This is a genomic window from Ruegeria sp. CI1, from assembly GCF_056536925.1.
Map to the genome: position 1 here is coordinate 1 of NZ_JBQFQP010000007.1, position 26,259 is coordinate 26,259.

A 26,259-nucleotide genomic window follows, 5' to 3' on the forward strand; every position below is an offset into this window, starting at 1 on the left:
CACACAGTGCACTGGGCTATCACCCACCAGCGCCCGAGACCATCATCCCGATGGAACACAGGCCGATCATGCACTAACAATAACATTGGACCCGTCAGATAGGGCTGCTCAATCCTGTCGCGATGTTCGAAGAGCGCGCCTCGCGGGGCGAGGTTAACAATTGGCGCAAGAAGTGGCTTCATTCGCCTAAACAGCACGATATGGCGGGCACCCATGCGACGCGTGTCCTCAATTGGGCGGTGGAAGAGGGGAAGCTGAAAGAGCATCACTGCCACAAGCTCAAGAAGCTCTACCAATCGAACCGCACAGAGATCATCTGGACGAGCGGCGATATCGCCCAGTTCAACAAACACGCGCCTAAATGGGTCCAAAGGATCCTGACCGCAGGATGCGAAACCGGTTTGCGAGCAGCTGATCTGGTTCAGGTCCAGATGGACCAATTCGAAGACACGCCGCACGGCAAGCGCCTTCGTTTCAGGACCAGTAAGCGCGGCCAGATCGCATATATCCCTGCCACCTCAGCCCTTGAGAAACTGATCGCAGAGACGCCGGAAGGCCAAGATGTGTTGCTGGTGTCAGAGCTTGGCAGGCCTTTGACGGCCCGTTGGGCATCGAACCAGATCACAAAGTGGCGGCGCGAAGCTCAGGTCCCCCCGTGGATCGACGGCAGGGAGAAGACTCTGTCTGACACGCGCGGGACGGCGGCGACAAGATTGCTGAATGCCGATCTGTCTTTGCGCCAGATCGCGGTGCTGATGGGGTGGTCGGTTCGCTACGCGGCGCAGGTAATCGAGCATTATGCGCAGGTTAGCCCGGACGAAAGCGATGCGGTTTTGCGCAAGCTCAATCGAGCAAAATTACTGTCTCAAGACACAAAAATGTAAACGCCCCTGTAAACGCGGGGCCTCAAACACGGCAAGGAGTGATGTAAGTGATTGTTTTTAAATGGAGGCGAGTACCGGAATCGAACCGGTGTACACGGATTTGCAATCCGCTGCGTCACCACTCCGCCAACTCGCCTTTGTAAGTGTTTTCAAACACTTGTAGTGGTGTGCTCGGCGTTCTAGCAGCTTTCAGCGAGGACGTCCAGTGGGACGAGAAGCGAAAGTGGCGGTTGCGTTGAAAATTCTTTGGGATGCACGGGGCGGGACAAATCGCCGGAATGAGGCGCGTGCGGCCAAAGGGACATTGCCGCAACCCGCGGGATGTGGCAAAAGCCCGTAAGCCAAAGGAAATTACGAGCAATCAGATGACCAACTTCGCAGACCGCCGCCGCACCATGGTCGACACTCAGGTCCGGCCTTCCGACGTGACCAAGTTTCCCATCATCGACGCGATGCTGAGGGTCGAGCGGGAAAAGTTCGTGCCGGATGCACAGCGCGAGGCGGCCTATGCCGGAGATCTGATCGACCTGGGGGGCGGGCGACACCTGCTTGAGCCTCGCACCCTGGCGAAGATGTTGGATTTTCTGAATATTTCGAAAGACGAAGCCGTTCTCGATATTGCTCCGGGGCTGGGATATTCGACGGCGGTGGCCGCGCGTATGGCGCAGCTGGTCGTTGCGGTCGAAGAGGACGGGCTGGCCGAAGAGGCGCAGTCGGCGCTGGTCGAAGCCGGGGCCGACAATGCGGTCGTGCATCAGGGTCCGTTGGTCGAGGGTGCCGCCGAACACGGCCCGTATGACGTGATCATGGTTCAGGGCGGTGTCGAAGACGTCCCGGAAGCGCTGTTGGATCAGCTGAAGGACCACGGGCGCATTGCCTGCGTGTTCATGGATGGCAATCTGGGGACCGTGCGCGTTGGACACAAGGTGAATGGCCGGGTCAACTGGCGAAATGCCTTCAATGCAAGCGCGCCGGTGCTGGCTGGTTTCGAGAAAGAAAGGGCATTTGTGCTATAGTCTCGAAATTTGATTTTAGCTCCTTCTTGCAACCACGTGGAATCACGCCCAAACTGGCGCAGAGGCAAGGCTGATTTACAAATAAGGGGCACTAGAATGCACAGAGCGACAGGGCGCAAGCTTGCAAAAGCGCTTGTTCTGACGATGGGCGTTTCGATTGCGGCAATTTCGCCGCGCGCGGGTATCGCGGATAACCTTACTGACGCGATGATCGGGGCATATAACACCAGCGGTCTGCTGGAGCAGAACCGCGCATTGTTGCGCGTCGCCGATGAAGATGTGGCGATTGCGCTTTCCGCACTGCGGCCAATCATCGACTGGACGGCGCGGATCAGGAGCACCACCAATCAGAACCAGACCAACGGTGTGTCGGCAAGCAACGATCGGAATGATTTTTTCACCGGATTGGAGTTGCGGCAGCTGGTCTATGATGGCGGGGCCTCGGTTCTGAACAAGCAATCCGCGCAGGAAACGGTTCTTGCCACGCGGCAAAGCCTTGTCGGTATCGAACAGGGTGTACTGCTCAGTGCTGTCAGGGCATATCTTGACGTATTGCTCCGGGAAGAGACGGTTGCCATCCGGCAGAACAACGTTCGGCTGCTGGGTGAAGAATTGCGGGCGTCCCAGGACCGGTTCGAAGTCGGCGAAGTCACGCGGACCGATGTGGCGCTTTCCGAATCCCGCCTGGCGAACGCGCGGGCAAACCTTGCCGACGCCGAAGGCGCGTTGACGACTGCGCGTGCCGAATATGTTAACGTTGTTGGCAAGGAGCCGGGGCGCACGGCGGGTCAGCCCCCGCTTGCCAGGCTCCCGAGTTCACTGAGCAGTGCGACCAATCTGGCGGCGCGGAACCACCCGGCCATTCTGTCAGCGCAGCATCAGGTGCGGGCGTTGGATCTTGCGGTGCAACAGCAACGTGCAGGTTTGGGGCCAACCGTCAATTTTGAGGCTGACGCGGGCATCGTCGAGAATTTCGGCGACGATGATTACAGCGGCGATGCCGTTGTTCGGTTTCAGTTCCGGCAAAGGATCTATGCGGGCGGTCGGATTGCCGCCAACGTTCGCCGGGCCATGGCACAGCGCGATGCATCGCGTGCAAACCTGTTGAATGTGCAGAAAGACGTCACGCAGGATGTCAGCGACGCATATGCCCGGTATCAGACTGCGGGCGCCAGCCTTACCGCATCGAACGAACGCGTTCGCGCTGCACAGGTCGCTTTTGACGGAATTCGCGAAGAGGCGACACTTGGTGCGCGCACAACTCTGGACGTTCTGACTGCTGAACAGGATTTGCTGGATGCGCAATTGGCGCAAGTCGCGGCGCGAACTGAAAGGGCGGGGGCGTCATACCAGTTGTTGCAAGCCCAAGGTCTGCTCACTGCCGAGCAATTGGGGCTGGCTGTTCAGATCTATGATCCAACGCTATATTATAACCTCGTCAAGAAAGCTCCTGCGCAGATCAGCAAGCAGAGCCGGGACCTGGATCGCGTCCTGAACGCGCTTGGAAGGAAATAGGCGTGGGCGCATCCGTTGTGGCGCGACCGCAAGTTCGCTAAACTCAACCCATAGGGTAGGAGTGTTGTCAGAGAATGTCGGATCCCGTGACAAAAGCCGAAGCTGAGGACGTTCTGTCGTCGATCCGCCGTCTTGTTCGTGAGCAGGACGGGGACCAGAACGTGCCTGCGCAGAAGGCGCGCAGAAAGCCCGGACGGCTTTTGCTGACGCCAGCATTGCGTATTGCCGACACCTCTGAAGGCAGGAAACTCGCCCGTGCACCTCTGGTGTTGGGGCGAGCGCAGCAGGTTGCGGATTCGGCCGACCATGCGGCAACCCGGCAGCACGACACCGGTTCCGGAAATTCGGCGCATCAATCGTTTGAAAACCGTTCGCAGCCTGAACCTTCGCCTGTAGCGGCAACTCCTGAGGAAAAAGCAATCGGGAAGCCAGGCTTTGACGATGGGGTGATACGGGTGGAACCGGCGATCAGCCTCAGCGCCAAGATCGAGGCGCTGGAGGCCGTAATTGCGCAGACCGACGACCAGTGGGAGCCTGACGGAGAAGGCACGGACGCTTATGCCGGAACCCGGACCGGGACGATGGAGTGGGACGAGGACGATCGCCTGTCTCTGAGCGAAAGTGGCAGTGTCGAGGAACCGTCAGAGCCAGCCAGACCCGTCCCCTATGTTCTGGAGAATGAGCCCGTGACTGACGAGGAGTATCGACCTGCCGCCAAAGTCGCCGACGGCGCTCTGGATGACGATTTCTATGACTATGATGACGAAGACATGCTGGATGCGGACTATGCGCAGGTAGCAGAGGCCGTGATCGACGAAGAAGCCTTGCGTCAGCTAGTGGTGGATATTGTCCGCGAAGAGCTTCAGGGTCCGCTGGGCGAGCGGATCACCCGCAACGTGCGCAAGCTGGTGCGCAGGGAAATACACCGGGCTCTGGATTCCCAGGATCTGGAATAGCACTCTTTAACTGCGTTTGGGTTCTTCGGCCAGCTTCAGCAACTGATCAAGGTCCATGTGCCGCTCCAGATGGTCGGCGAGCATTTCCAGCGTTTCCTCGACACCGTCTTCGTAACCGTTTTGCGACTGCACGCCCAAACCGGCCAGAAAGCTGGCGCGGAACGGATCGGATGAAAACAGGCCGTGCAGATAGCTGCCGCGTATGCGCCCGTCGGGGTTGGTGGCGCCTTCGGGACGGCCATTGATGTCCAACCATGCGCGGGCGCAGTCGGGGCCTTGGGTGCGCCCGATGTGGATCTCGTATCCGTTGACGGGTTCGCGGTGTGGCAGGGCCACTGCCTCGGTCAAGGTCACTTGCTTGTCTCCGACCATCATGGTGTGGACATCCAGCAGGCCCAGCCCCTCGACCCGGCCTTTGAACCCTTCGATGCCGTCGGGGTCGTCGATGCTTTTGCCCAGCATCTGATATCCGCCGCAAAGTCCCAGAACGTGACCGCCGCGCCGCACGTGGGCATAAAGGTCGATATCCCAGCCTTGCGTCCGGAAATAGGCCAGATCCCCGATGGTCGACTTGCTGCCAGGCAGCAGCACCAGATCGGCATCGCCGGGCAGGGGGCGTCCGGCGGGAATGATTTCGACGCTGACATCCGGTTCCGCCGACAACGGGTCGAGATCGTCGAAATTCGCCATCCGTTCAAGCTGTGGCACCACGATTTTGCAGGTACCACCGGTGTGAGAGCGGATATCCATCATGTCCTCGGCGGGCAGTTTCCAGGCATCGTTGAACCACGGAACAACCCCCAGACAGGGCCAGCCGGTGCGGTTGGCGATGTCGTCGCGGCCCTCGTCAAAGAGCGACACATCGCCCTTGAAACGGTTGATGGCAAACCCCCGGATCATCGACAGATCTTCGGGGGCCAGAACTGCCTGGGTGCCGACGATCTGTGCGATGACGCCGCCGCGATGGATGTCACCGACCAGCACCACGGGCACGCCTGCGGCGCAGGCAAACCCCATGTTGGCGATGTCGCCTTTGCGCAGGTTGGTTTCGGCAGGGCTGCCTGCGCCTTCGATCAGCACGAGATCAGCGTCGGAACATAGCCGATCGAAGCTTTCCAATGCGGCGCCGAGAAGTTTAGGTTTATCTTTGCGGTAATCACCTGCCTTCATCGTTCCGGCACGTCTGCCATGAACGATGATTTGCGCCCCGGTGTCAGTTTCGGGTTTCAGCAGGATTGGATTCATATCCGTATGTGTGGCGCGTTTGGCTGCTCGTGCTTGCAATGCTTGCGCGCGCCCGATCTCGCCACCGTTTGCAGTGACAGCGGCGTTGTTGGACATGTTCTGCGGCTTGAACGGCGCCACCCTGAGACCGCGCCGGGTAAATGCGCGGGCCAGTCCAGCAACGAGCATCGATTTTCCGACATTGCTGCCGGTGCCCTGAATCATGATGGCGCGAACCATGCGGTGCCTCCTTCTTGCGACAGCACATCACCCGAAATTGTGGCCGGGGAAAAGGCCCGGACAGCACTTAAATGGCGGCAAAACCGACATATCGGGACATGGCGCAGGAAACTGCGGCGACAAAAAAAACGCGCCGCCAACCGGGCGCGCTTTTGAATGGGCGAAATCAGATTTACGCCGCTTCGGCCTGCATAGCTGCGTTGCGACGTTCGCTTTCCTCGCGCGACAACGCAACCGATGTGCGGATGCCGCGGCCTACGAATTCCATCAGGCCGCTTACAACGCGTTCGTTCGGGTCGATCCCGGCACAGGTCAGCACTTCGCGCCCGTCGCGTGAACGGGCCCAGCGGGCGATCTGTTCCGGGCCATTGCCATATTTCTTGTCGTCGGCGATGGCATCATCCAGTGCGGCCAGTACGACAGCCGCAAACAATTTCCGAGCACGGTTGCCCTGCTCGTTGTTAAAGGCGGTGCCGTCAACGAAATCTCTCATCTCGTCTTCCTTGTTGTTCTTGCTCTTGCAATTTTCGGCGTGGCGTTCCTTATGACCGATGAAGCGTGATTCGGATACACCTAATATGCATAGTTGCGTTGCGTAAACTGCATGGCTCGCTGCAACTGCAGCACTAGGTGTCGTTGTCTTGCCAGGTCCGGTCCCGCCAGATATAGGGTCGCCGAACGGCGCATCAACCATGTGTGAAGGAAATATGTAATGCCCAAGATCAATGGGAACGAAATCCGCCCCGGCAACGTGCTGGAGCATAACGGCGGACTTTGGGCCGCGGTCAAGGTGGATCATGTGAAGCCGGGCAAGGGCGGGGCCTTTGCCCAGGTCGAGATGCGCAACCTGCGCAACGGTTCGAAACTGAACGAGCGCTTCCGGTCGGCGGACAAGGTCGAGCGGGTCCGGCTGGAGCAGAAAGATCAGCAATTTCTGTATGAAAGCGATGGGATGCTGGTGTTCATGGATGCCGAAACCTATGAACAGATCGAATTGCCTGCGGATCTACTGGGCGAGCGCCGCCCTTTCCTGCAGGACGGCATGACCATCGTCGTCGAGTTTTATGAAAGCGAAGCGCTGAACGCCACGCTGCCGCAGAAAGTCACCTGCAAGATCGTGGAAACCGAGCCGGTGGTCAAAGGACAGACGGCGGCGAATTCGTTCAAGCCGGCGATCCTCGACAACGGCGTCAAGGTGATGGTGCCGCCGTTTGTCGGGCAGGACGAAATGATCGTCGTGAATACCGAGACCATGGAATATTCCGAGCGCGCATAACGTAACGTCATGTGATCCGGGATTTTTGAATGCCCGCCAAAGCTGAATGTGGCGGGCATTTTTTATCGTCGTACGGCCTGACCTTCGAAGATTTCCAGAATCAGTTCATACTTGATCCGGTTGGCGCTGACCTGACGATAAAAGGCGATCAGGAATGCGGTCGGGCCCTGAATACGCGTCAGACCGCTTGTTGCGGCAACAACCGTGCCGACGTCGGTCTTGCCATTCAGCACCAGCCATCCGCCAAGCATCAGAACCCCCACCGTTCCGGCACCATTGATGGTACTGAGCAGGAATTTGGCCGACAGCTTCCACAGGAACATCTGGCGGCGCGTATCAAAAATCGCGTCAAAACGGTCGGTGACCGCCTGAACTGCATCCTCGATATCCCGCGCCGTCAATTGATCGGTCGCCGCCCGCAGGATGCGGACACGCTCGGCGACAAATTTGTTGACCTTGCGCTGCGAAATCAGAACGATCACGACCTGCGGAAGGATCATCGACAGGGCGATCAGGCCCAAGCCGGGTTGAGTTGACGAGATATAGCCGATCACACTGATCAGCGTACCGACCTGTACGACCGGGTCTGAAAACGCACCCCCTGCAAACTTGCCCAGTTCTTCGGCCTCTGCCGAGATTGCGGTGGCCAGAGTGCCCTTGCGCACCTGTTGATCCTGTTCTTCAACTTCGGACGCGCGCCCAAGCAGCCTTTGTCGGATCAGGCGAATGATGTCTTCGCCCAATATGCCGGATCGAAATCCCATCAACCATTTCAGAACAAGGCTCACAAGGATGACCCCCATCATCCCCAGGCCGAGCAGGACAAGCTGTTCCTTGTCGATCTGGCCCGAGGTCAGGTGGTTGACAATGTCGCGCTGAAATTCGAGCGGCACCGCCGCCAGCGCGGCAATCGCGATGGACAGGATAATCAACACGATCTGGCGGCCTGAACTGACGCGCCAGATGGCGGAGTAGAGTTGAAACATGAGTGCACCCCTATCCGGTTTGTAAACGGAGTTTGGCGCGGGAGGAGGCGGAGTTCAAACCGAGTTTTGCGATGTGTTCTGGCGCGGTGTTCAGGCGGGCAGGCGGACTTGAGCGGTGCCGGCAATCATTTCACCCTGCGCCCGGTTCAGGCGCAGGTAGGCAATGGCCTTGCTGCCGGCGCGGGTAAACAACGTGCCGACCGATTTCCCGTCGGCGGTGATGTCAGTCCCAACCGGCGCGTCACCATCGATTTCGACGATTTTCAACCCTTTGCGCAATTCGGTCTTGTGCTTCATGCGTGCAGTGACTTCTTGGCCGACATAACAGCCCTTTTTGAAATCCACGCCGTTCAGAAATTCGAAACCCGCTTCTAGAATATAACAGTCAGGGGTCAGTTCGATGCCGGTTTCGGGAATGCAATGTGCTACCCGGATCGAGTTCCAATCGGTGCCGTCGTCGCCTTCCGGCATGTTTGTATAGGCGCGCCAGCCCATGTCCGGGTGGCGGGGGTCTGTCAGGGCTCCGGTGGGTTTTGTACCTGTGCCGCGTTGCAGGTGCAGGCCGCTGTCGGCGATTGTCACATCGGCGCGCAGCTTGTACATGCTGAGCCGTTTGATCAGGCCGTCGGCTAGTTCCTCGGCCACGTCCAGCAGGATGCCGTCACCGTCGCGGGCCAGAAAGAAATCGGCCAGATACTTGCCCTGAGGGGTCAGCAGGGCGGCATAGACCAGGCCATCCTTCAGCCGCGCGATATCATTGGTGATCAGGCCCTGCAGAAAGGATTCGATATCTTTTCCGGTGAGGCGCAGGATTCGGCGGGTGGGCATGGTGCAAGTCCTCGTCAATCGTCTGGGCCGTTGATATAGGAGAACCCGTGACCATGACCAGAGGTGACGGACGTGCCAGCCCCGATCAGCATCGTGATCCCGACCCTGAACGCGGCGGCCAGCCTGCCGGATACGTTGGCGGCGTTGTTCGAAGGGTTGCAGGCCGGGTTGATCCGCGAACTGATCGTCAGCGACGGAGGCTCGGAAGATGCCACGCTGCAGATCGCCGAAGCAGCCGGAGCGGTGATCGTAACCGGGCCGCCGTCGCGCGGTGGCCAGTTGCGGCGCGGGTGTGACATGGCGCAGGGGGACCGGCTGTTGGTGCTGCATGCCGATACGGTTCTGGAACCGGGGTGGAGCGAGGCCGTGGCCGCACATATGCACATGTCGCGGGCGCCTGCGACATTCTTTTTATCATTTCATGCCAAAGGGTTACGCCCGAATTGGGTGGCCGGATGGGCCAACCTGCGCAGCCGCGTTTTCGGGTTGCCCTATGGTGATCAGGGCCTGCTGGTGACGCGCGTGGACTACACCAAGGCGGGCGGGTTTCCCGACCAGCCGTTGATGGAGGATGTGGCGATGATCCGGGCCTTGCCGCGTGTCAGAATGCTGCCGGTGCGGGCGACGACCAGTGCGGAAAAGTACCAGCGGGCCGGATGGTTTCGGCGGGGCGCGCGCAACCTGTGGACGTTCACGCGCTATTGTCTGGGGGCGGATCCTGAACGGCTGGCGCGGGAGTATCGGCGCTGAGACTGCGGCGCAGTTCGACCAGCGATTTGCCAAGTCGAAATGGTGCGGCGAAGCTGACGAGGCAGAGCGCGACGATCTGCAGGATCAGGATATGAGCGTTGTCCTGAAGGTATTGCCATTCGTCCCGCAGCTTGCCGACCTGTTCGATCAGGTCATCATAACTTTGCGCCAGTATCGTGTAATCCCCTGCAATTGCAGGGACTTTTCGGCGCAGATTGTCAATCGCCGTCTGGGTCGGTTCGTCCAGTGTGGTGAAGACGAGAAACTGGTCGATGTTGAACGCATCGGCCTGCGCCACCATGTCGTGCATCTCGTCCATCTCATCCTTGGCCTTGCCGCCAAAGAGGAAATGCAGGCCCTGCAGGGGGGCGACCTCGTTGGTGACTTCGATGAACAGGGGCAGTTCGGCATTGCTGGCGGTGGAGGCCGAGAGGAACTCGACCTTGTCGCATAATGCAGCAATATCAACATCATAGGCCGGATCGCAAAAGCGCAGCCGGAACCGGGCGGCGTCGCGGTCAAAGGCTTGCGTGGCGGCAAAGGCCACGTCGATCTGACGGTCCAGGCGCGAGCTGTCGGTGGTATAAAGCCCGGCCAGAACAGCAACCAGGGCACCGATGCCGCCCAAAACGACCCAGACCAGATCGGCCAGTTTCCACGCCCTGTGACCGGCGGGTTTGCGAAAGAAGAACGCGGTGCCGACCGATCCGATCAGAAAGAACAGGATCAGCAGGGGCAACTGGTTGTCGGTTATGAACATCATGCGGCGGAGTTTACGACCTGCGCGGGTTTTCGCAACGGTCCTCACGAAGATGTAGGAGCGGCGCGAATTGAGCGAATTGTACAGGTTTTCAGGGGGGTGTTGTGCGAAATGTACAGGTTATTTCGGTGATCTCCGGGCGGACCCAAGCCCGGCCCGGAGGGGGTGCCAGCAGACGGGCACCGGCATTCGGCGCTTGGTCAGGGCAGGCGGTTGAAACACCGTTCCGCCCGTTGGACCGGGCTTTCCGGGCTGGCAGGAACGGGAACATCGCTCAGTCTGAATCGGTTGATTTCTTCGGGCGACATCCAGTGGACATTGTCGGGTCCCGCCACTGTCAGAGTGTACCAGTAGAACGATTCAGGAATGCCGATCTTGCGATAGAAGTTCAGATAGAGCTGATGTTCGGGGGCGTCGCGTGGCAGGTCCGCGCCGGTGTCAACAGCCAGGCCAAAAAAACCCGCAGCCCAGGAGTGCACCCCGACACAGGCGCCGGATTCGATCACCCGGTGTCGGCCCATCAGCGCCATGTCGGTGCCGCCCGAGGCGACCAGACCATTCGCCGGTACCACCGTCTTGAAGCCCTCGGACCGGACGTAGCTGGTGAGCTGATTCAGCGAGTTCTCGTCATCGGCCGACCCGGGAACAAAAAGCAGCGATATGGTATCTGCCTGCGGGCTGCCCGCGCGGGCCTGACGCAGGCTGTCAACGGTGGTGTCGTCAATGACCCCGGTCATGACAAGCTGATGGTCGCGGGCGGTGAATTCGGTTTGCGGATATCCGCAACCGGCAAGAAGCAGGCTGGCCGCGGCCAGCGCCGGTTTGATGTATCTCAGGTTGATCATGCACAGCCTTTCTCGGCCTGAACCCGTCGGAGGATATCCAGACGCTCTTCGATCTCGTCGACCGTTATGGTGTCGATATCGCTGTCGAGAAGAATATCGTCGTCGCCGGTCAGGATCGCGGCGGTTGTGCTGATCGCCAGATCCGTTTCTGCGCCGCGCAGCTGGGATTGCAGAACCGCGCGTTCCTGCCCGAGCGATATACAGTCTCGTGCCCGGTAGTCGGCGGCGATTTCTTCGGGGGTAGTGCAGGCTGCGAGACCGGCAAGGGCCAGCCCGATCAAAATGTGTTTGTTTTTCATTGTCCTGAGTGTCGTTGTTGAAAATGTATCATGCCCGGATGGGCCAACCCGTCATTATCCCTGCAGGGCGGGATGTCACGCGCGATTGGGGTCAAAATCCATCTCGTCGGATAACGTTTTCGGGAGGCTGCGCCGTCAGCCGGACGGGGAATGGCGGATCGCGGCGGCGGGTTTCAACGCGTGAGAATAGTTGGATTGTGGCGCGTGGGCAGGAGGGGTGTTTACATCCATTTTCGGATCGTGAGGTGATTGAGTGGATGGGGCATCCATCCTATAGCTTGCTTCGGTTTCTCTGGTGACACGGTTTCCGAATTGGCAGCGCCCTTAGCCGTCAATTTTCGGAAGTCTTCTTGTTTTCTGTAACCTCGGCAATGCTTGTTCTCTTGGAACAAGTTCAAAGCGAACTTTCAGAGCCCCGGTATTCTCGACAAAGTAAATCTGATTGGGTTGTATGTTTACGCTAATTTTAATGTCAGGCTCCAATCCCAGCAGTACCGGCAGCAGCTCTCCTATTCTTGCTTTTTTGACACCAACAATTTGAGTTTTCCCCGGGTCGGCAACGTGGATGTAATGCGTGTTTCGTCGCAACTTGGTGACCAATTCTCCGTCAATATAAATTCCATATATGCTTTTTCCATAAGTCTTTGGTTTATATATGTAAACAAGGCCTTTGCCGCTTGGGGGATGGGAAATGGAGGTGAATTCTTCACTTTCTGCCGCTGAGGCGAGAAACAAAGCCATAGTGGCGAATACCAATGCTATTATTGGAGCAGGCGCGAATCTGCGGTCGGTTGCCATTTTTCCCCCTTTGCAGTGCTCTGATCCGCAACCCAAAAAATTGCTGAGTTGTGGAGACATCCGAATTTGATCACGACGTCGGGAATGTGACGTCTTCGGAAAAAGTGTGCCGATAGTGATGCAGTATCCGACCGCGCTTTGGGGATTGTCAACGTTGTGGGGGGATGGGGTTCTAACCCATCGTCGCGGCGGGTTTGTAAAAGGTGGTGGCGTGCATCCGTCTGTCGGTTCGGGTTGGGTGTTGAGGGAGGAGTGGTGGGTTGGAAACCCAACCTACAGTTGCCTCGTTACGTCTTTGGGTTCACAAAGTTGTTAATCAATTTATCGCTCGCCATAACAAACTTCGTTACATCTTCCATTAACCGTTTCACTCGACCCTCGTCGATTTTTTTTAACTGTCCGTGGCTGTTTAGGTGGCCGGTATGCACAATTTCATTTCTTTGTAAAACCAATGTGTTAATGTTTCTAAGTAAGTTTCTTCTGTTGAGGTCGTTTTCGACTTTGCCGCATAGCCCCTTCAGTCCCAAGCTTGAAAATAGTTTGTCGATAGCTTCAACTCTGTGTGAAGTGTAGCGTGACAAGTGATTTTGAACCATGGTGCGAATTCTTCGAAATGGTCTTTTCATTACAACAACTTCAAGAGCAGTTCTTGCATTAAGTCCAGATTTTTCAAGTATTGAAATTAATTCGTCGCTCGGTCTCCTAGATTTGAGATGAACAACAAGGATATCTGAGAACTTAGATGTGAAAAAGTGATCCATTGCTGCAACAGATGTTACAACTGCTGCTCGAATGAGATCTTTTTCAAATAATGAGCTATCGGTACCCGATGCTATTTGAAACTTTCTTTCCTCATATATATCTACAAGTGAGTTTGCTCTCAATATTGTTTGACTAAATTGATAAAGTGGTTTGCTCAAACATCCAACTCCTCCACAAACCGGGCGTTCTCCTGGATGTACTGGAAGCGCAGTTCGGGTTTTTTGCCCATCAGGCGTTCGACCAGGTCGCCGGTTTCGCCGGGTTCGTCCTCGTCGATGGTGACCCGGATCAGTTTGCGCGATTTCGGATCCATCGTGGTCTCTTTGAGGTCCTTGGCGTCCATCTCGCCCAGACCCTTGAAGCGGCTGACGTCGATCTTGCCCCTGCCGCCCAGACCTTTTTCCAGCCATGCGTCGCGTTCGGGTTCGTCCAGGCAATAGACCCGGTGGGCGCCTTGCGTCAGGCGGTAGAGCGGCGGGCAGGCGAGATAGAGGTGGCCCGCGTCGATCATCGGGCGCATCTGGGTGAAGAAGAAGGTCATCAGGAGCGAGGCGATATGCGCGCCGTCGACATCGGCGTCGGTCATGATGATGATCTTGTCATAACGCAGGTCGTCGATGTTGAACTTGCTGCCAAGCCCGACGCCCAGCGCCTGTGTCAGGTCGCTGATTTCGGCATTGGTGCCCAGTTTCGAGGAGGCCGCGCCCAGCACGTTGAGGATTTTGCCGCGCAGGGGCAGCAGGGCCTGGGTTTTACGGTCGCGGGCCATCTTGGCCGAGCCGCCCGCCGAATCGCCCTCGACGATGAACAGCTCGGTGCCGTCGCGGCTGGTGGCGGAGCAATCGACCAGCTTGCCGGGCAGGCGCAGTTTCTTGGTGGCCGACTTGCGGGCGGTTTCCTTTTCCTGACGGCGGCGCAGGCGTTCCTCGGCGCGCAGGATCAGGAAGTCGAGGATGGCGCCGGCGGATTTGGTGTCGGCGGCGAGCCAGTTGTCGAAATGGTCGCGGACCGAGTTTTCGACCAGCCGCTGTGCCTCGACCGTGGCGAGGCGGTCCTTGGTCTGGCCGACGAATTCGGGTTCGCGGATGAAACACGAGACCAGCGCGCAGCCGCCGGTGGTCAGGTCATCGCGGGTGATCTGGCCCGCTTTCTTGTTGTTGATCAGCTCGCCATAGGCCTTGATGCCCTTGACGATCGCGGCCCAGAAGCCGGATTCGTGGGTGCCGCCCTCGGGGGTGGGAACGGTGTTGCAGTAGGACTGGATGAAGCCGTCGCGCGAGGGCGTCCAGTTGATCGCCCATTCGACCTTGCCGGGGGTGCCGAATTTCTCGTTGAAATCGACGGTGCCGGCAAAGGGCTGATCGGCATAGGTGGAGGAGCCGTTCATCGTCTCCTTGAGGTAATCGCTGAGGCCGCCGGGGAAGTGGAACGTGGCTTCGAGCGGGGTTTCGCCGTCGTCGATGGCGGATTTCCAGCGAATTTCGACGCCCGAGAAGAGATAGGCCTTGGAGCGGATCGACTTGAACAGGCGGGCCGGTTTGAAGCGGTGGTGGCCAAAGATTTCCTCGTCGGCATGGAAGGTGACGGTGGTGCCGCGCCGGTTGGGGGCGGCGCCGATCTTTTCCACCGGGCCGAGCGGCAGGCCGCGCGAGAATCGCTGTTCGTAAAGTTGCTTGTCGCGGGCCACCTGCACGACCATGGAATCGGAGAGCGCGTTGACCACGGATGCGCCGACGCCATGCAGGCCGCCCGAGGTCTGGTAGGCCTTGCCCGAGAACTTGCCGCCCGCGTGCAGGGTGCACAGGATCACCTCGAGCGCGGATTTGCCGGGGAACTTGGGGTGCGGGTCGATGGGGATGCCGCGGCCGTTGTCGCGCACGGTGAGCGCGAAATCGGCGTGCAGTTCGACCTCGATCCGGTTGGCGTGGCCGGCCACGGCCTCGTCCATCGAGTTGTCGAGGATCTCGGCCAGCATGTGATGCAGCGCGCGCTCGTCGGTGCCGCCGATATACATGCCGGGGCGTTTGCGGACGGGTTCCAGACCTTCGAGCACCTCGATGGAGGAGGCGTCGTAAGTGGTGGAGGCGGGTGCGCTCAACAGATCTTCGGGCATGGGGCTGCTCTTGTTATCAGGTTTGGCCCATTATGGCAGGTGATGTGGTCGGTTGGAAGAGGGGCGCGAGGTGTTGTGGGCAATTGGCCCGATTTGCGCGGTGCGACCTGTGCCGGTCCGGCTGCTGGCAATCGGAATTTGCCAAATGAATTGCGCACCCTAGAGTAGTTTCAAAGTGATACAAGGATTTGACATCCGGCTGCAGTCATGTGGCCGAAACCGGAAAGGGAATTGGTGGAATGAATTTTCAACTGATTGCAGCGGCCTGCATCGCGGTTTGTGCGGCGGGCAAGGGCATCGCGCAGCAGAGTGCGGACACGATTTATACTGGCGGGCCGATCCTGACCATCAACGACGCGCAACCGGTGGCCGAGGCCGTGGCGGTAAAGGACGGCCGCATTCTGGCCGTCGGCGATCTGGCGGATCTTCTGGCGCTTCAGGGCGATCAGACCGCTGTCTTTGACCTGGAGGGGCGCACGATGCTGCCCGGCTTTGTCGACAGTCACGGGCATGCGGTGATGGGGGGGCTGCAGGCGCTGTCGGCCAACCTGTTGCCGCCGCCAGATGGGCCGAATGCGGATATCGCGTCGATACAGAAATCACTGTCCGATTGGCTGGCGGAGAACCGGGACATCGTCGACCGGGTCAACCTGATTGTCGGGTTCGGTTATGACGAAAGCCAGCTTGTCGAAAAACGCCCGCCCACGCGATACGAGCTGGACGAAGTATCAACCGAGCATCCGATCATCATCGTGCATCAGTCGGGTCATTTTGGCGTTGCCAATTCGAAGGCGCTGGAGGTGGCCGGAATAGGCGTGGGTGCAACGCCGCCGCCCGGCGGCGTGATCCGGTTTGACAAGAATGGCGAACCCAACGGCGTGCTGGAGGAAAACGCATTCTTTGGCGTTCTCATGCCCTTGATCGGCGGTCTTGGTGCCGAAGGCATGCAGGAATTCGCCCGGGCCGGGACGAAATTATGGGCGAGCTTTGGCTATACGACCGGGCAGGAAGGACGTTCGACGCCGGAGGTGGTGGAAACGTTGAAGCTGGTGGCGGCGGCGGGGGAAATTCCCATCGATGTCGTGGCCTATCCGGATGTTCTGGTGGACCGGGATTATATCGCGGCCAACGCGTCGAAAACTTACGTCGATGGCGTTCGCGTCGGGGGCGCCAAACTGACCATCGACGGTTCGCCACAGGGGTTCACGGCGCTGCGCGACAGGCCATACCATGATCCGGTCGGGGACTATCCGCCGGGATATGCCGGTTATGCCGCCGCAACCATGGAGCAGACCCTGGACGCCGTTCACTGGGCTTACGAGAACGGCATCCAGATCTTGACGCATTCAAACGGTGAAGGGGCGTCTGACATGCTTCTTGCCGCCATCGCGGCGGCGCAGGAGGAGTTCGGCGCCATCGAAACGCGCCCGGTGCTTGTTCACGGCCAGTTCCTGCGGGAAGATCAGGTCGACACCATCAAGGCGCTTGGAGTGTTCCCGTCGCTGTTTCCCATGCACACGTTCTATTGGGGGGACTGGCACCGGGATCACACGGTCGGGCCGGTCAATGCGGACAATATCTCGCCCACGGGCTGGGTGGTTGATCGGGGGATGATGTTCGGCTCGCACCATGATGCGCCGGTGGCGTTCCCCGACAGCATGCGCATCCTTTCGGCCACGGTCACGCGGCGGACCCGGTCGGGGGACATTCTGGGGCCGCACCAGCGCGTCGACGTTCCGACGGCGCTGAAGGCGATGACGATCTGGCCCGCCTGGCAGCATTTCGAGGAAGACGACAAGGGTTCGATCGAGATTGGCAAACTGGCGGATTTCGTCCTGCTGTCGGACAATCCCCTGTCGGTCGAACCGGAGGCGTTGGCGGAAATCGATGTGCTGGCGACCATCAAGGAGGACACGGTTGTCTATCAGGCCGAAGACGGGGTCAGGAAGGGGGATTTGAACAGCGGAGCCCTGTTCGGGGATCCGCATGCGTCGCATGGTTTTCTTGAAGCGATGCAGCGCGCGTTTGGGGCCCTGTGAGCGTGTTCGAGCGATCGGGGTCATGAAATGCGGCGGCGGGCGAGGGGCCAGCCCCTCGCGCTCTCCGGGGTATTGGAGACCAGAAAGAAGCGGCTGAGGGTGGCGGAAACGGATGAGTTTGCATGCGTTGGAAGGTCGGCAGCAATGCGGTCGCGGACATGGTGCGGTTGCCGTCGCCGCGTCCGGCCCATCGGGGTCGGGGTATCGTTCGCGAAATGAGCGGAACATGGAATTGGATTGGCGTGGATCCGTACGTGTCTGCGAAGAGGCGGCGCAGAAATCATGTCGCGTTGAAGATTTGGCCGGGACTTGGGAGAGTGGCAAGGCAAGATGACCGAACTTCGGGCGAGATTGTCTGAGGTCTTCGTAAACAGGAGAACAAAATGCTGCGTATGGCGATCATGGCTGTTGCCGTTGGGATGGTGTCCGGCGCTGCCACGGGGCAGGAGAGATACGATCTGGTGATAACGGGTGCCCGAGTGGTCGATCCCGAGACAATGCTGGATCAGGTGCGCAATATCGGCATCAGGGGCAATGAAATCGCCATCGTCACGCCGGACCCGATCACGGGGACCGACCAGATAGATGCTGGCGGTCTGATTGCCGCGCCCGGTTTCATCGACTTTCACGCGCATGGGCAGGACCCGTACAGTGAAAAGGTTTCGATTTTTGACGGCCGCACGACGCAGATGGATCTTGAGGCCGGGGCCCTGCCGGTGTCGGTCTATTACGATGCCAAGTCCGGGGTATCCCTGGCCAATTACGGTGTGTCCGTAGGCCACGCCTCGGCGCGGCTGCTGTTGATGGACGGGGTGGAATCGCATGGCAGCCCGATGATGACCCACGCCCTTGAAAAGGCCGGAGAGACAGGAAACCGCTGGTCTGTCGACAAGGCCACCGATACGCAGCTTGACGAGATCGACGCGCTTGTGAGGAACGGCATTCATGAAGGCGGTCTCGGTATCGGGGTCATGGTTGGCTATTATCCATCGGCGCGCAGCGAAGGCGTTTTGCGAATGGCCGACGTGGCTGCGGATGAGGGCAGTTTTTTGACCACCCACCCCCGATATCTGAGCAACATCGCCCCGAGCGGTCTGCTGGGGCAGGAAGAATTCATCGCGTTGTCAATGACCTATGATGTGCCACTGGTGTTGCATCATGTGCCCACCAATGCGCTGTCCGACACGCCTGCCGCGCTGGCGATGATCGATCGGGCCAATGCGAACGGAGGCGAAATCCTTGCCGAGGCGTTTCCCTATGTCAAAGGGTCGAGTTTCATTGCCGCCGAGATCCTGTCGCCCGGTTGGCAGGAACGGACGGGCATGGATTATTCCGACCTGACATGGGTCGAAACCGGGGAAACGCTGACCGAGGAGACGTTCAACAGGTACCGCGCTGAAAGGCCCGACGGGTTTTTCGTGATGGAGCATATCAAGGAGAAAGACATGCTGGCCGCGGTCCTGCATCCCGATGTGATCATCGGCAGCGACGGCATGCCCCTTGTCGATGCCGACGGGCATTCGCTGCCATTCGATGCACCATTCGGGGCGGGCAATGGTCATCCGCGCAGCGCCGGAACATTCGGCACCTACCTTCGGCTCGCCATCGACGATGGTGGCCTCACCATGCCGCAGATCATCGCCAAGACCTCGTTCCTGCAGGCGGAGTTCCTTGAGCAATTTGCCCCGTCGATGGCCAGACGCGGCCGGATTCAGGCCGGGACCTTTGCTGACATCACCATCTTTGACCCGGATGAGGTCAATGGAATGGCGGGTTATGAAGCCGGCACGAACAGCCTCGCCTCGGTAGGGTTCCGGCATGTGATCGTGAACGGGCAGCCGGTGATCCGCGACGGCGCGTTGGTTCCCGATGTTCATCCCGGACAAGCAATTCGGGCTGGTGAATGAGCGCCGCCCGGAGTTCAGAGCGACTTTGGAGACGACCGCGACAACGGTCGGCCATGCATGGGCTGATAAGTTCGTTCGGATAACGGGAGGAGCAGGTGCCGTCACAGCGAAGAATTGACGTCAACGACAAGATGCAGACGGGGTACAGCTATGTGCTGGAGGCCCCGATGGGCGCGGATTTCGCGCCGGGGTTCGAGCCGTATTATTCACCCTGGCAGATGCTGGAAATGGGCGTGTTCGAAGGCAAATACTGTACCGATTGCGGCGATGAGTTTCCGCCCGACTGGTTCGAGAACGCGAAGTTCAGCGACATACCGGACCCCAAGGTCAATTATTTCGGGGTGAAAAGCCGCCAGCCCCTGAGCCATTGGCGGGAAAAGGGCTGGATCGTGGGGCCGGACCCGCGCGGGTGGTTTCAATGGTATTGCCGTTACTATCTGGGCCGGCGTCTGCCCGAGGTGGATGCGGTTCAGATCAAGCGGTGGCGGGCGTTTGCGCGGCACCGGGGCCAGATCCTTGCCAATTGCTATCCCGGCGATTTGTTCTGCCGTCCGCGCCAGCGTCAGGCGCTGTTGCAGTGGGCTTATGATCCGATGATCTGAAGGGGATAACCCCGGCATTCATCAGCATGTTCATCGAAATAGTGTACGTTTCTTAATGGTTGGCGATGCCGCCGGCGGCTTTCTGGCAGGTTGGAGCTTCCCGATGCGTTATGCAATTGTTGCGCCCGCGCTGTACGTGATTGCCGGGGCAGGCAGGTTATATGCGTTTCCATGGGTGGGTCGGCAGCCAAATTTTAGGTCTCGAAGCGTATGCGGATCCTCTCTAGGCTGTGGGAGATTTGACGAGCAAGAGGGAAGTGAAACCAGATGAGTTGGATCAGGACGGTGCCGTTCGAGCAGGCCACGGGCAAGTTGCGCAAGCTGTATGAGCGGGTGACGGGGCCGGGGAACAACGTGGACAACATCATGATGGCGCATTCACTGAGGCCGCATTCGATGGAAGGGCATATGGAGCTGTACAAGAACGTACTGCATCACACCGGCAACCGGGTGCCCAAGTGGTTTCTGGAAACGCTGGGGGTCTGGGTCAGTTCGCTCAACGGCTGCGGCTATTGCGTGGAGCATCATTTCCAGGGATTGCAGCGCCTGTTGGGGGATGCGACGCGGGGCGATGCGATCCGGGCGGCAATCGAGGCGCGGCGGCTGGAAGAGGCGCCTTTGGATGCGGCGCAGGTTGCGGCGATGGGATATGCGCGCAAGCTGACCGAGACACCCGAAGCGATGATCGAGGCGGACGTGGCGGCGCTGCGGCGGGCCGGGTGGGAGGATGGCGAGATCCTGGAGATCAACCAGGTCTGTGCCTATTTTTCTTACGCGAACCGGACGGTGCTGGGGCTGGGCTGTTCGACCGAGGGCGACATTCTGGGGCTGTCGCCGAACAACTCGGATGATCCCGACGATTGGGGACATCGGTAAAGGGCGAGGGCGAGAGGCGCTGCCCCACCGCCATTGACGCTTAAACCAATGGCGCACCAATGGTGGCTCGCCGTGGTATTTGAGACCGGAAAGAAGCAGGGGTCAGTTTCGGGCGGTCCAGTCGAGGATGGCGCGGGCGACCGCCTGGGGATTTTGGTGGTGCAGCCAGTGGTCCGCGCCGGGAATGTCGACGCGGGTGAGACCGGGGGCGAAATCTTCGAGCCCGTGGGTGGCTTCGGGCAGCAGCGCCTTGTCGTCGGGACCCCAGATCAGCAGGTGCGGGCAGGTGACACGCAGCCGTTCGGTGGGCAGATCCGGCAGGTCGGTCAGTGGCTGGCCGGGATCGGCGATGCGCAGGGGCGAGGCGCGGTACCAGTTCAGCATGGCGTTCAGCCGACCCGGGCGCGCCCATTCGGTGCGGCAGGCGGCCATCCGGTCATCTGTCAGCCAATCGAGCCCCATGCCGTGACGGAAGAACTGTTCGAGTTTGGCGTAATTGTCGGCGGCGAGCCAATCGGCGGCATCGGGCGCGCGCAGTCGGTTGATATATTGCGAGGCCTCTGATTGCGCGCCGCCCGAGGCCATGGCGCGCTGGAACGGTACCGGGTGGACGCCGTTGGCGACGATCAGCCGCGAAACGAGGTCGGGGCGGAACATGGCCAGCCCATAGGCTACTGAGGCACCCCAATCGTGGCCGAGAACGGTGAGGGGCTGGCCCACCAGGCCGATCAGGGCGGCCATGTCGGAAACCAGTTTCGAGAGGGCATAGTTCTCGACCCCGTCGGGCGTCCAGCTTTGGCCATAGCCGCGCTGGTCGGGGGCGATGCAGAAGAAGCGGTGCGCGAGATGGGGGGCGAGATCGGACCACGCGCCGCCATATTCGGGAAACCCGTGCAGCATCAGCAGCCGGGGCAGCGCTGGGTCGCCCCATTTGCGCAGAAAGAAGGGATGGCCGTTCAGGGTGACGGTTTCGCTTTGCATCGCGGTTCCTTTCGCGGGCAGCATGCATCCGATGCGTTGTGGGGTCCAGTTTTGGATAAAGATGCATGTGTTTGACACCGATCAACGCGGGTTTTTGGCGTTTGTGCTAGTCTTTCATAAGTCAGAGGAGACAAGGAGAACGAGCGGATGGTGACAGCGCCCCGGCCCGAAGAAAATGCAGTGCGCCCGAATGGCGCGGACCCCGACGCGATCAAGGCGGAACCCAGCGCGGAGCGGGTGCGGCAGGCGTTCGAAAGCGGCAAGTACCCGTATTCGAAGAAGATGATCCGGCGCGAATACGAGGCCGAAAAGGCCAAGCTGCAGGCCGAATTGCTAAAGGTCCAGCATTGGGCTCAGGAGACCGGCGAGCGGTTCGTGTTGCTGTTCGAGGGCCGGGATGCGGCGGGCAAGGGCGGCACCATCAAGCGTTTCATGGAGCACCTGAACCCGCGCCAGGCCCGCGTGGTGGCGCTGAACAAGCCCACCTGGGAGGAGAAGGGGCAGTGGTATTACCAGCGCTATGTGCAGGAGATGCCGACGGTTGGCGAAATGGTGTTCTATGACCGGTCCTGGTACAACCGCGCGGGCGTCGAGCGGGTCATGGGATTCTGCACGCCCAACGAATACCTGGAATTCATGCGGCAGACGCCCGAGCTGGAGCGGATGCTGGTGCGCTCGGGCATCCGGTTCTACAAATACTGGTTCTCGGTCACCCGCGACGAGCAGATGCGCCGGTTCAAGTCTCGCGAGACCGACCCTTTGAAACAGTGGAAGCTGTCGCCCATCGACAAGGCGAGCCTCGACAAGTGGGACGACTACACCGAGGCGAAGGAGGCGATGTTCTTTTATACCGACACGGCGGACGCGCCCTGGACCATCGTCAAGTCGAACGACAAGAAACGCGCGCGCCTGAACTGCATGCGGCATTTCCTGTCGACGCTGGATTATCCGGGCAAGGATCACGCGCTGGTGGGAGTACCCGATCCGCTGATCGTGGGGCAGGCGCATCACGTGATCCACAAGTCCGATCACATTCTGGGCTCCGCGATACACCCGGAGGCGCGCGTGAAGTGATCCGATCCGGAAGGGCGGGGTTCAGAACGCCCCTTGCAGCGCAATCAGCAGGGGGCGGAGGTCTGAATAGGTGTCCTGCAGCGCGTCCAGCGGGCGGTTGTACGCCGCGGGCGGCAGGTCGTTCCAGACGGTCAGGGATTTGCGACGCAGCACGTTCGCGTTGGGATGGTCCTGATCGAAAGGGGCGGGGACGCGTCTGAGTTCGGGCTCGCTGATGCGGTAGCCCCTGGCCCGGTAGCCTTCCAGAAGTCGTGACATCTCATCCCCCATGGGGCCGCTCATCTGCTCGCGCCAGGTGGCGAGCGCCGGTTTGTCGAATGTCATGACGCCGCCGCCGATGCTGACATATTCAGGCGAGATGCCAAAGAAGACGCCCAGCGCGGGCGAGGTTCCCGGCAGGGTCCACAGCATGTGCAGGTGGGTGTGATAGGGGGTCTTGTCCTTGGAGAAGCGGATATCGCGTTGCGGGCGGAACAGCTTGCTGTGCGTGCCCGGCCCGATGGTTTGCGCGAATTGATCCAGCAGCAGGGTTGCGGGCGATTTCAGATCGGCCTCGAACCAGAGTTTGTTGTCGTTGAACCAGTCGCGGGAGTTGTTGCGCGCCAGTTCGCCAAGAAAGGCGCGGGCCTTGGGAATCAGGTCTGCGAAAGGGTCGGGCATGGGGCGGTTCCTCCATCCTGCACAGTTTAGCAGGTGGGACGGATCAGGGGTATGGCGTTCGTCGGCTCTTGTAAGTGGCGACCGCCGGTCATAAGCCTGACCGGATGAGCACGACCATGACATTTGGGGCGCATGCCCGCGCTATTGCCGTTCTGGGGCTGCCGCTGATCGGCGGGCATCTGGCGCAGTTCGCCATCGGGTTGACCGATACCGTCATGCTGGGCTGGTACAGTGTCGAGGCGCTGGCGGCGGTGACGCTGGCCGGAAGCTACTTTTTTGTCCTGTTCCTGATGGGGGCCGGATTCGGCTGGGCGGTGATGCCGATGGTCGCGGCGGCAGCGGCGGAAGAGGACGAAACCAGCATCCGGCGTGCGACACGCATGGGGTTGTGGCTGTCGATCTTGTTCACCGTGCTGGCGATGCCGCTGTTGTGGTGGTCCTATCCGATCCTGCTGGCGCTGGGTCAGGAAGAGGGCGTGGCGGCGCTGGCGGCGGAGTATCTGCGGGTGGCGGGCTGGGGCCTGATGCCGATGCTTCTGGTCATGGCGCTGAAATCCTATCTGGCGGCGCTGGAGCGAACCCAGATCGTGCTGTGGATCGCGGTGGGCGCGGCGGTGGTGAATGCGTTCACCAACTATGCGCTGATTTTCGGCAACTGGGGCGCGCCGGAGCTGGGCATCATCGGGGCGGCGGTCGCGTCGGTCACGACCCAGCTTGTGTCGCTGGTTGCGGTGATCGTCTATGCCGTGCACGAGTTGCCCGAACATCGCCTGTTCCAGCGGTTCTGGCGGCCCGACTGGGAGATGTTCGCGCGGGTTTTTCGGCTGGGTGTGCCGATCGGGCTGACCAACCTGAGCGAGGTCAGCCTGTTTGCGGCCTCGGCCATGATGATGGGCTGGCTGGGCGCGGTGCCGCTGGCGGCGCATGGAATCGCCATTCAGCTGGCTTCGGCCACCTTCATGGTGCATCTGGGGCTGAGCAATGCGGCGACGATCCGGGCAGGCAATGCCTTTGGCCGCCGGGATCGCAAGCGTATGGCGCGCGGGGCGGTAGTGGTGATCGTCATGTCGCTGGCCGTATCGCTGATCGCGATCGTCCTGTTCCTGACCTGCGCCAAGCCCCTGATTTCGCTGTTTCTGGAAACGGACGACCCGTTGCGGCCCGAGATCCTGGCCATCGGTGTCGGGCTGCTGGCGATGGCGGCGCTGTTCCAACTGGTCGACGGGGCGCAGGTGATGGCGCTGGGGCTGTTGCGCGGGGCGCAGGACACGGCGGTGCCGATGGTGATGGCAGCGCTGAGCTATTGGGTGATCGGCATTCCGGCATCATACCTGCTGGGCTTTGTCTATGGCTATGAGGGGATCGGTGTCTGGGCCGGGCTGGTGGTGGGGCTGGCCTTTGCAGGCGTGATGCTGATGACCCGGTTCTGGGGCCGGGTGATCCGCAAGGTGGGTCCGCGACCGGATCAGCCGCCAAGTCGTTCCAGCAACCGGCAATAGGCGGTCTGGCCACGGCGGAAATTGGCGAGGCGGAAGAACTCGTTCGGGGCGTGCAGCTTCTCGTCGCCGATGGAAAAGCCGAACATGACCCCGTGCACCCCCAATTCGCGCAGGAACAACGTCATGATCGGGATCGAGCCGCCGACCCGGGTGATGAACGGTTTGTCGCCATAGACCTCTTCGAGGACCTGTCCGGCCACCTGCGTTGCGTTATGGCCGCGCGGCACGAGAAAAGGATCGGCGTCGCCTGCCAGATGTTCGATGCGCGTGGTGACGCCCGGAGGCGTGTGGCGGGCGACATGGGCGCGGATCAGTTCGGCGATCTGTTCCGGTGTCTGATTGGCGACCAGCCGGCAGGTGATCTTGGCGCTGGCGCGGGCGGGCAGGACGGTTTTGCTGCCATCGCCCTGATAGCCGCCGGTCAGGCCGTTGAGTTCAAGCGTGGGTCTGGCCCAGAGGCGTTCGCGGACGGAGTATCCGGTTTCCCCGAACGGCGCGGGCGCGCCGGTTTCGGCGAGGTATTCGGCTTCGTCAAAAGGCACGCGGGCGATCTGGGCGCGGTCTTCGGCCGTCAGATCCACGACGTCGTCGTAGAAGCCGTCGATGGTGATACGGCCGGTTTCGGCGTCCTTCATCGACGCAAGGATCTGGCTGAGCGCCATCAGCGGGTTGTTGACGCCGCCGCCATGCAGGCCGGAATGCAGATCGGCGGAGGGGCCGTCGACGATCACCTCGACCCCCACCAGCCCCTTGAGGCCCATGACAAGCTGTGCCTCGTCCGCCGTCCATTGCAGCCCGTCGGCGGAAAAGATCATGTCGCAGGACAGGCGGCGCGCCTCGGCCCTGATGAAGTCGGGCATGTCGGGCGAGCCGATCTCCTCCTGCCCTTCAAAGAGGAATTTCACGTTGACCGGCAGGCGTTTTTGGGTGGCCAGCAATGCTTCGATGGCGAGGATGGGGATGAACATGCCGCCCTTGTCGTCCGAGGCGCCGCGACCAAAGACACAGCCCTGCCGGATCTGGGGGTCAAACGGCGGGCTGTCCCACAGTTCGAACGGGTCGGCGGGCTGGACGTCGAAATGCCCATAGATCAACACCGTGGGCCGGTCGGCCCCGGCATGCATCCAGTCGCCATAGACCGCCGGGTGGCCGGTGGTTGGCAGGACCGCGACATGTTCGATCCCTGCTTTGCCCAGCCTGTCCGCAACCCAATTGGCGGCGCGTTCCACATCCGGCATATGCGCGGGCATTGCCGAGACGGAGGGGATGCGCACGAAGTCCAGAAGTTCCTGTTCGAACCGGTTTTGATGCGTGTCGAGATAATCCTGCCAGTGCATTTTCGCGACTCCCGTTTTCCTGCGCGGAAGAG

Annotated in this window: 25 protein-coding genes and 1 tRNA gene; 12 read left to right on the forward strand and 14 right to left on the reverse strand. The window is 60.2% G+C overall.

What is annotated here, in order from left to right; translation table 11 throughout:
* Window positions 1–200: 200 nt before the first annotated feature.
* Complete coding sequence (locus tag ACR0LZ_RS09625) at window positions 201–884, forward strand: tyrosine-type recombinase/integrase (protein WP_480749587.1); 684 nt, start codon at window positions 201–203, stop codon at window positions 882–884.
* Between the two features lie 62 nt (window positions 885–946).
* Here ACR0LZ_RS09625 and ACR0LZ_RS09630 read toward each other — a convergent pair.
* A tRNA-Cys gene (locus tag ACR0LZ_RS09630) sits at window positions 947–1,020 on the reverse strand.
* Between the two features lie 229 nt (window positions 1,021–1,249).
* On the opposite strand from ACR0LZ_RS09630, the gene ACR0LZ_RS09635 reads away from it, so the two are divergent.
* The 3 genes from ACR0LZ_RS09635 to ACR0LZ_RS09645 all read left to right on the forward strand — a co-directional run bounded on the left by ACR0LZ_RS09635 (window position 1,250) and on the right by ACR0LZ_RS09645 (window position 4,371).
* A complete protein-coding gene (locus tag ACR0LZ_RS09635) occupies window positions 1,250–1,900 on the forward strand; it encodes a protein-L-isoaspartate O-methyltransferase family protein (protein WP_480749588.1) in 651 nt (216 codons plus the stop codon).
* A 96-nt stretch (window positions 1,901–1,996) separates the two neighbouring features.
* Window positions 1,997–3,415 (forward strand): TolC family outer membrane protein, encoded by a 1,419-nt coding sequence (locus ACR0LZ_RS09640; RefSeq protein ID WP_480749589.1) that lies wholly within the window; start codon window positions 1,997–1,999, stop codon window positions 3,413–3,415.
* A 74-nt stretch (window positions 3,416–3,489) separates the two neighbouring features.
* Window positions 3,490–4,371, forward strand: coding sequence for a hypothetical protein (locus ACR0LZ_RS09645; protein WP_480749590.1), 882 nt, complete (start codon window positions 3,490–3,492; stop codon window positions 4,369–4,371).
* A gap of 6 nt (window positions 4,372–4,377) precedes the next feature.
* On the opposite strand, the gene ACR0LZ_RS09650 is transcribed toward ACR0LZ_RS09645, so the two are convergent.
* Both ACR0LZ_RS09650 and ACR0LZ_RS09655 read right to left on the reverse strand, forming a co-directional pair.
* Window positions 4,378–5,835, reverse strand: a complete 1,458-nt coding sequence (locus ACR0LZ_RS09650; protein WP_480749591.1) for a cobyric acid synthase — start codon at window positions 5,833–5,835, stop codon at window positions 4,378–4,380.
* 172 nt (window positions 5,836–6,007) lie between these two features.
* Window positions 6,008–6,328 (reverse strand): DUF6280 family protein, encoded by a 321-nt coding sequence (locus ACR0LZ_RS09655; protein ID WP_480749592.1) that lies wholly within the window; start codon window positions 6,326–6,328, stop codon window positions 6,008–6,010.
* Between the two features lie 219 nt (window positions 6,329–6,547).
* On the opposite strand from ACR0LZ_RS09655, the gene efp reads away from it, so the two are divergent.
* Entirely contained in the window at window positions 6,548–7,111 is a 564-nt protein-coding gene (efp, locus tag ACR0LZ_RS09660) for an elongation factor P (RefSeq protein WP_480749593.1), read from the forward strand.
* A 62-nt stretch (window positions 7,112–7,173) separates the two neighbouring features.
* Here the strand turns inward: efp and ACR0LZ_RS09665 are convergent, their stop codons facing one another.
* Window positions 7,174–8,097: an ABC transporter transmembrane domain-containing protein gene (locus ACR0LZ_RS09665; RefSeq protein WP_480749594.1), complete on the reverse strand. Its 924-nt coding sequence runs from the start codon at window positions 8,095–8,097 to the stop codon at window positions 7,174–7,176.
* Window positions 8,098–8,187: 90 nt separating this feature from the next.
* Window positions 8,188–8,925 carry a CAF17-like 4Fe-4S cluster assembly/insertion protein YgfZ gene (gene ygfZ, locus ACR0LZ_RS09670; RefSeq protein ID WP_480749595.1) on the reverse strand — a complete coding sequence of 246 codons (738 nt, stop codon included), beginning with the start codon at window positions 8,923–8,925 and terminating at the stop codon, window positions 8,188–8,190.
* Window positions 8,926–8,997: 72 nt separating this feature from the next.
* On the opposite strand from ygfZ, the gene ACR0LZ_RS09675 reads away from it, so the two are divergent.
* Window positions 8,998–9,675, forward strand: a complete 678-nt coding sequence (locus tag ACR0LZ_RS09675) for a TIGR04283 family arsenosugar biosynthesis glycosyltransferase (RefSeq protein ID WP_480749596.1) — start codon at window positions 8,998–9,000, stop codon at window positions 9,673–9,675.
* Here the strand turns inward: ACR0LZ_RS09675 and ACR0LZ_RS09680 are convergent.
* The 6 genes from ACR0LZ_RS09680 to parE form a co-directional block, all read right to left on the reverse strand.
* The gene (locus ACR0LZ_RS09680; RefSeq protein ID WP_480749597.1) at window positions 9,617–10,438 is read right to left on the reverse strand and encodes a hypothetical protein; all 822 of its coding nucleotides are present in this window, start codon (window positions 10,436–10,438) and stop codon (window positions 9,617–9,619) included. The two genes, ACR0LZ_RS09675 and ACR0LZ_RS09680, sit on opposite strands and share 59 nt — an antisense overlap.
* Window positions 10,439–10,635: 197 nt before the next feature.
* Entirely contained in the window at window positions 10,636–11,280 is a 645-nt protein-coding gene (locus ACR0LZ_RS09685) for an alpha/beta hydrolase (protein ID WP_480749598.1), read from the reverse strand.
* A complete protein-coding gene (locus ACR0LZ_RS09690; RefSeq protein ID WP_480749599.1) occupies window positions 11,277–11,579 on the reverse strand; it encodes a hypothetical protein in 303 nt (100 codons plus the stop codon). The genes ACR0LZ_RS09685 and ACR0LZ_RS09690 overlap by 4 nt, the downstream gene beginning before the upstream one ends.
* Window positions 11,580–11,903: 324 nt before the next feature.
* Complete coding sequence (locus tag ACR0LZ_RS09695) at window positions 11,904–12,377, reverse strand: hypothetical protein (protein ID WP_480749600.1); 474 nt, start codon at window positions 12,375–12,377, stop codon at window positions 11,904–11,906.
* Window positions 12,378–12,664: 287 nt separating this feature from the next.
* A complete protein-coding gene (locus ACR0LZ_RS09700) occupies window positions 12,665–13,297 on the reverse strand; it encodes a HEPN domain-containing protein (protein WP_480749601.1) in 633 nt (210 codons plus the stop codon).
* A complete protein-coding gene (gene parE, locus ACR0LZ_RS09705; protein WP_480749602.1) occupies window positions 13,294–15,252 on the reverse strand; it encodes a DNA topoisomerase IV subunit B in 1,959 nt (652 codons plus the stop codon). Before parE ends, ACR0LZ_RS09700 begins: the two co-directional genes overlap by 4 nt.
* 239 nt (window positions 15,253–15,491) lie before the next feature.
* Between parE and ACR0LZ_RS09710 the strand changes: the two genes are divergently transcribed.
* The 4 genes from ACR0LZ_RS09710 (at window position 15,492) to ACR0LZ_RS09725 (ending at window position 20,676) form a co-directional block, all read left to right on the forward strand.
* Window positions 15,492–17,291 carry an amidohydrolase gene (locus ACR0LZ_RS09710; protein WP_480749603.1) on the forward strand — a complete coding sequence of 600 codons (1,800 nt, stop codon included), beginning with the start codon at window positions 15,492–15,494 and terminating at the stop codon, window positions 17,289–17,291.
* A 383-nt stretch (window positions 17,292–17,674) separates the two neighbouring features.
* Window positions 17,675–19,198: an amidohydrolase family protein gene (locus ACR0LZ_RS09715; RefSeq protein WP_480749604.1), complete on the forward strand. Its 1,524-nt coding sequence runs from the start codon at window positions 17,675–17,677 to the stop codon at window positions 19,196–19,198.
* Between the two features lie 95 nt (window positions 19,199–19,293).
* A complete protein-coding gene (locus ACR0LZ_RS09720; RefSeq protein ID WP_480749605.1) occupies window positions 19,294–19,800 on the forward strand; it encodes a hypothetical protein in 507 nt (168 codons plus the stop codon).
* 267 nt (window positions 19,801–20,067) lie between these two features.
* Window positions 20,068–20,676: a carboxymuconolactone decarboxylase family protein gene (locus tag ACR0LZ_RS09725; RefSeq protein WP_480749606.1), complete on the forward strand. Its 609-nt coding sequence runs from the start codon at window positions 20,068–20,070 to the stop codon at window positions 20,674–20,676.
* Between the two features lie 102 nt (window positions 20,677–20,778).
* Here the strand turns inward: ACR0LZ_RS09725 and ACR0LZ_RS09730 are convergent, their stop codons facing one another.
* The gene (locus ACR0LZ_RS09730; RefSeq protein ID WP_480749816.1) at window positions 20,779–21,657 is read right to left on the reverse strand and encodes an alpha/beta fold hydrolase; all 879 of its coding nucleotides are present in this window, start codon (window positions 21,655–21,657) and stop codon (window positions 20,779–20,781) included.
* A gap of 147 nt (window positions 21,658–21,804) precedes the next feature.
* On the opposite strand from ACR0LZ_RS09730, the gene ppk2 reads away from it, so the two are divergent.
* Window positions 21,805–22,731 carry a polyphosphate kinase 2 gene (ppk2, locus tag ACR0LZ_RS09735; RefSeq protein WP_480749607.1) on the forward strand — a complete coding sequence of 309 codons (927 nt, stop codon included), beginning with the start codon at window positions 21,805–21,807 and terminating at the stop codon, window positions 22,729–22,731.
* 21 nt (window positions 22,732–22,752) lie between these two features.
* Here the strand turns inward: ppk2 and ACR0LZ_RS09740 are convergent, their stop codons facing one another.
* Complete coding sequence (locus tag ACR0LZ_RS09740) at window positions 22,753–23,391, reverse strand: TIGR02453 family protein (protein ID WP_480749608.1); 639 nt, start codon at window positions 23,389–23,391, stop codon at window positions 22,753–22,755.
* A 116-nt stretch (window positions 23,392–23,507) separates the two neighbouring features.
* On the opposite strand from ACR0LZ_RS09740, the gene ACR0LZ_RS09745 reads away from it, so the two are divergent.
* Window positions 23,508–24,890, forward strand: coding sequence for an MATE family efflux transporter (locus ACR0LZ_RS09745; RefSeq protein WP_480749609.1), 1,383 nt, complete (start codon window positions 23,508–23,510; stop codon window positions 24,888–24,890).
* On the opposite strand, the gene ACR0LZ_RS09750 is transcribed toward ACR0LZ_RS09745, so the two are convergent.
* Window positions 24,857–26,227, reverse strand: a complete 1,371-nt coding sequence (locus tag ACR0LZ_RS09750) for a dipeptidase (RefSeq protein ID WP_480749610.1) — start codon at window positions 26,225–26,227, stop codon at window positions 24,857–24,859. The two genes, ACR0LZ_RS09745 and ACR0LZ_RS09750, sit on opposite strands and share 34 nt — an antisense overlap.
* Window positions 26,228–26,259 lie beyond the last annotated feature (32 nt).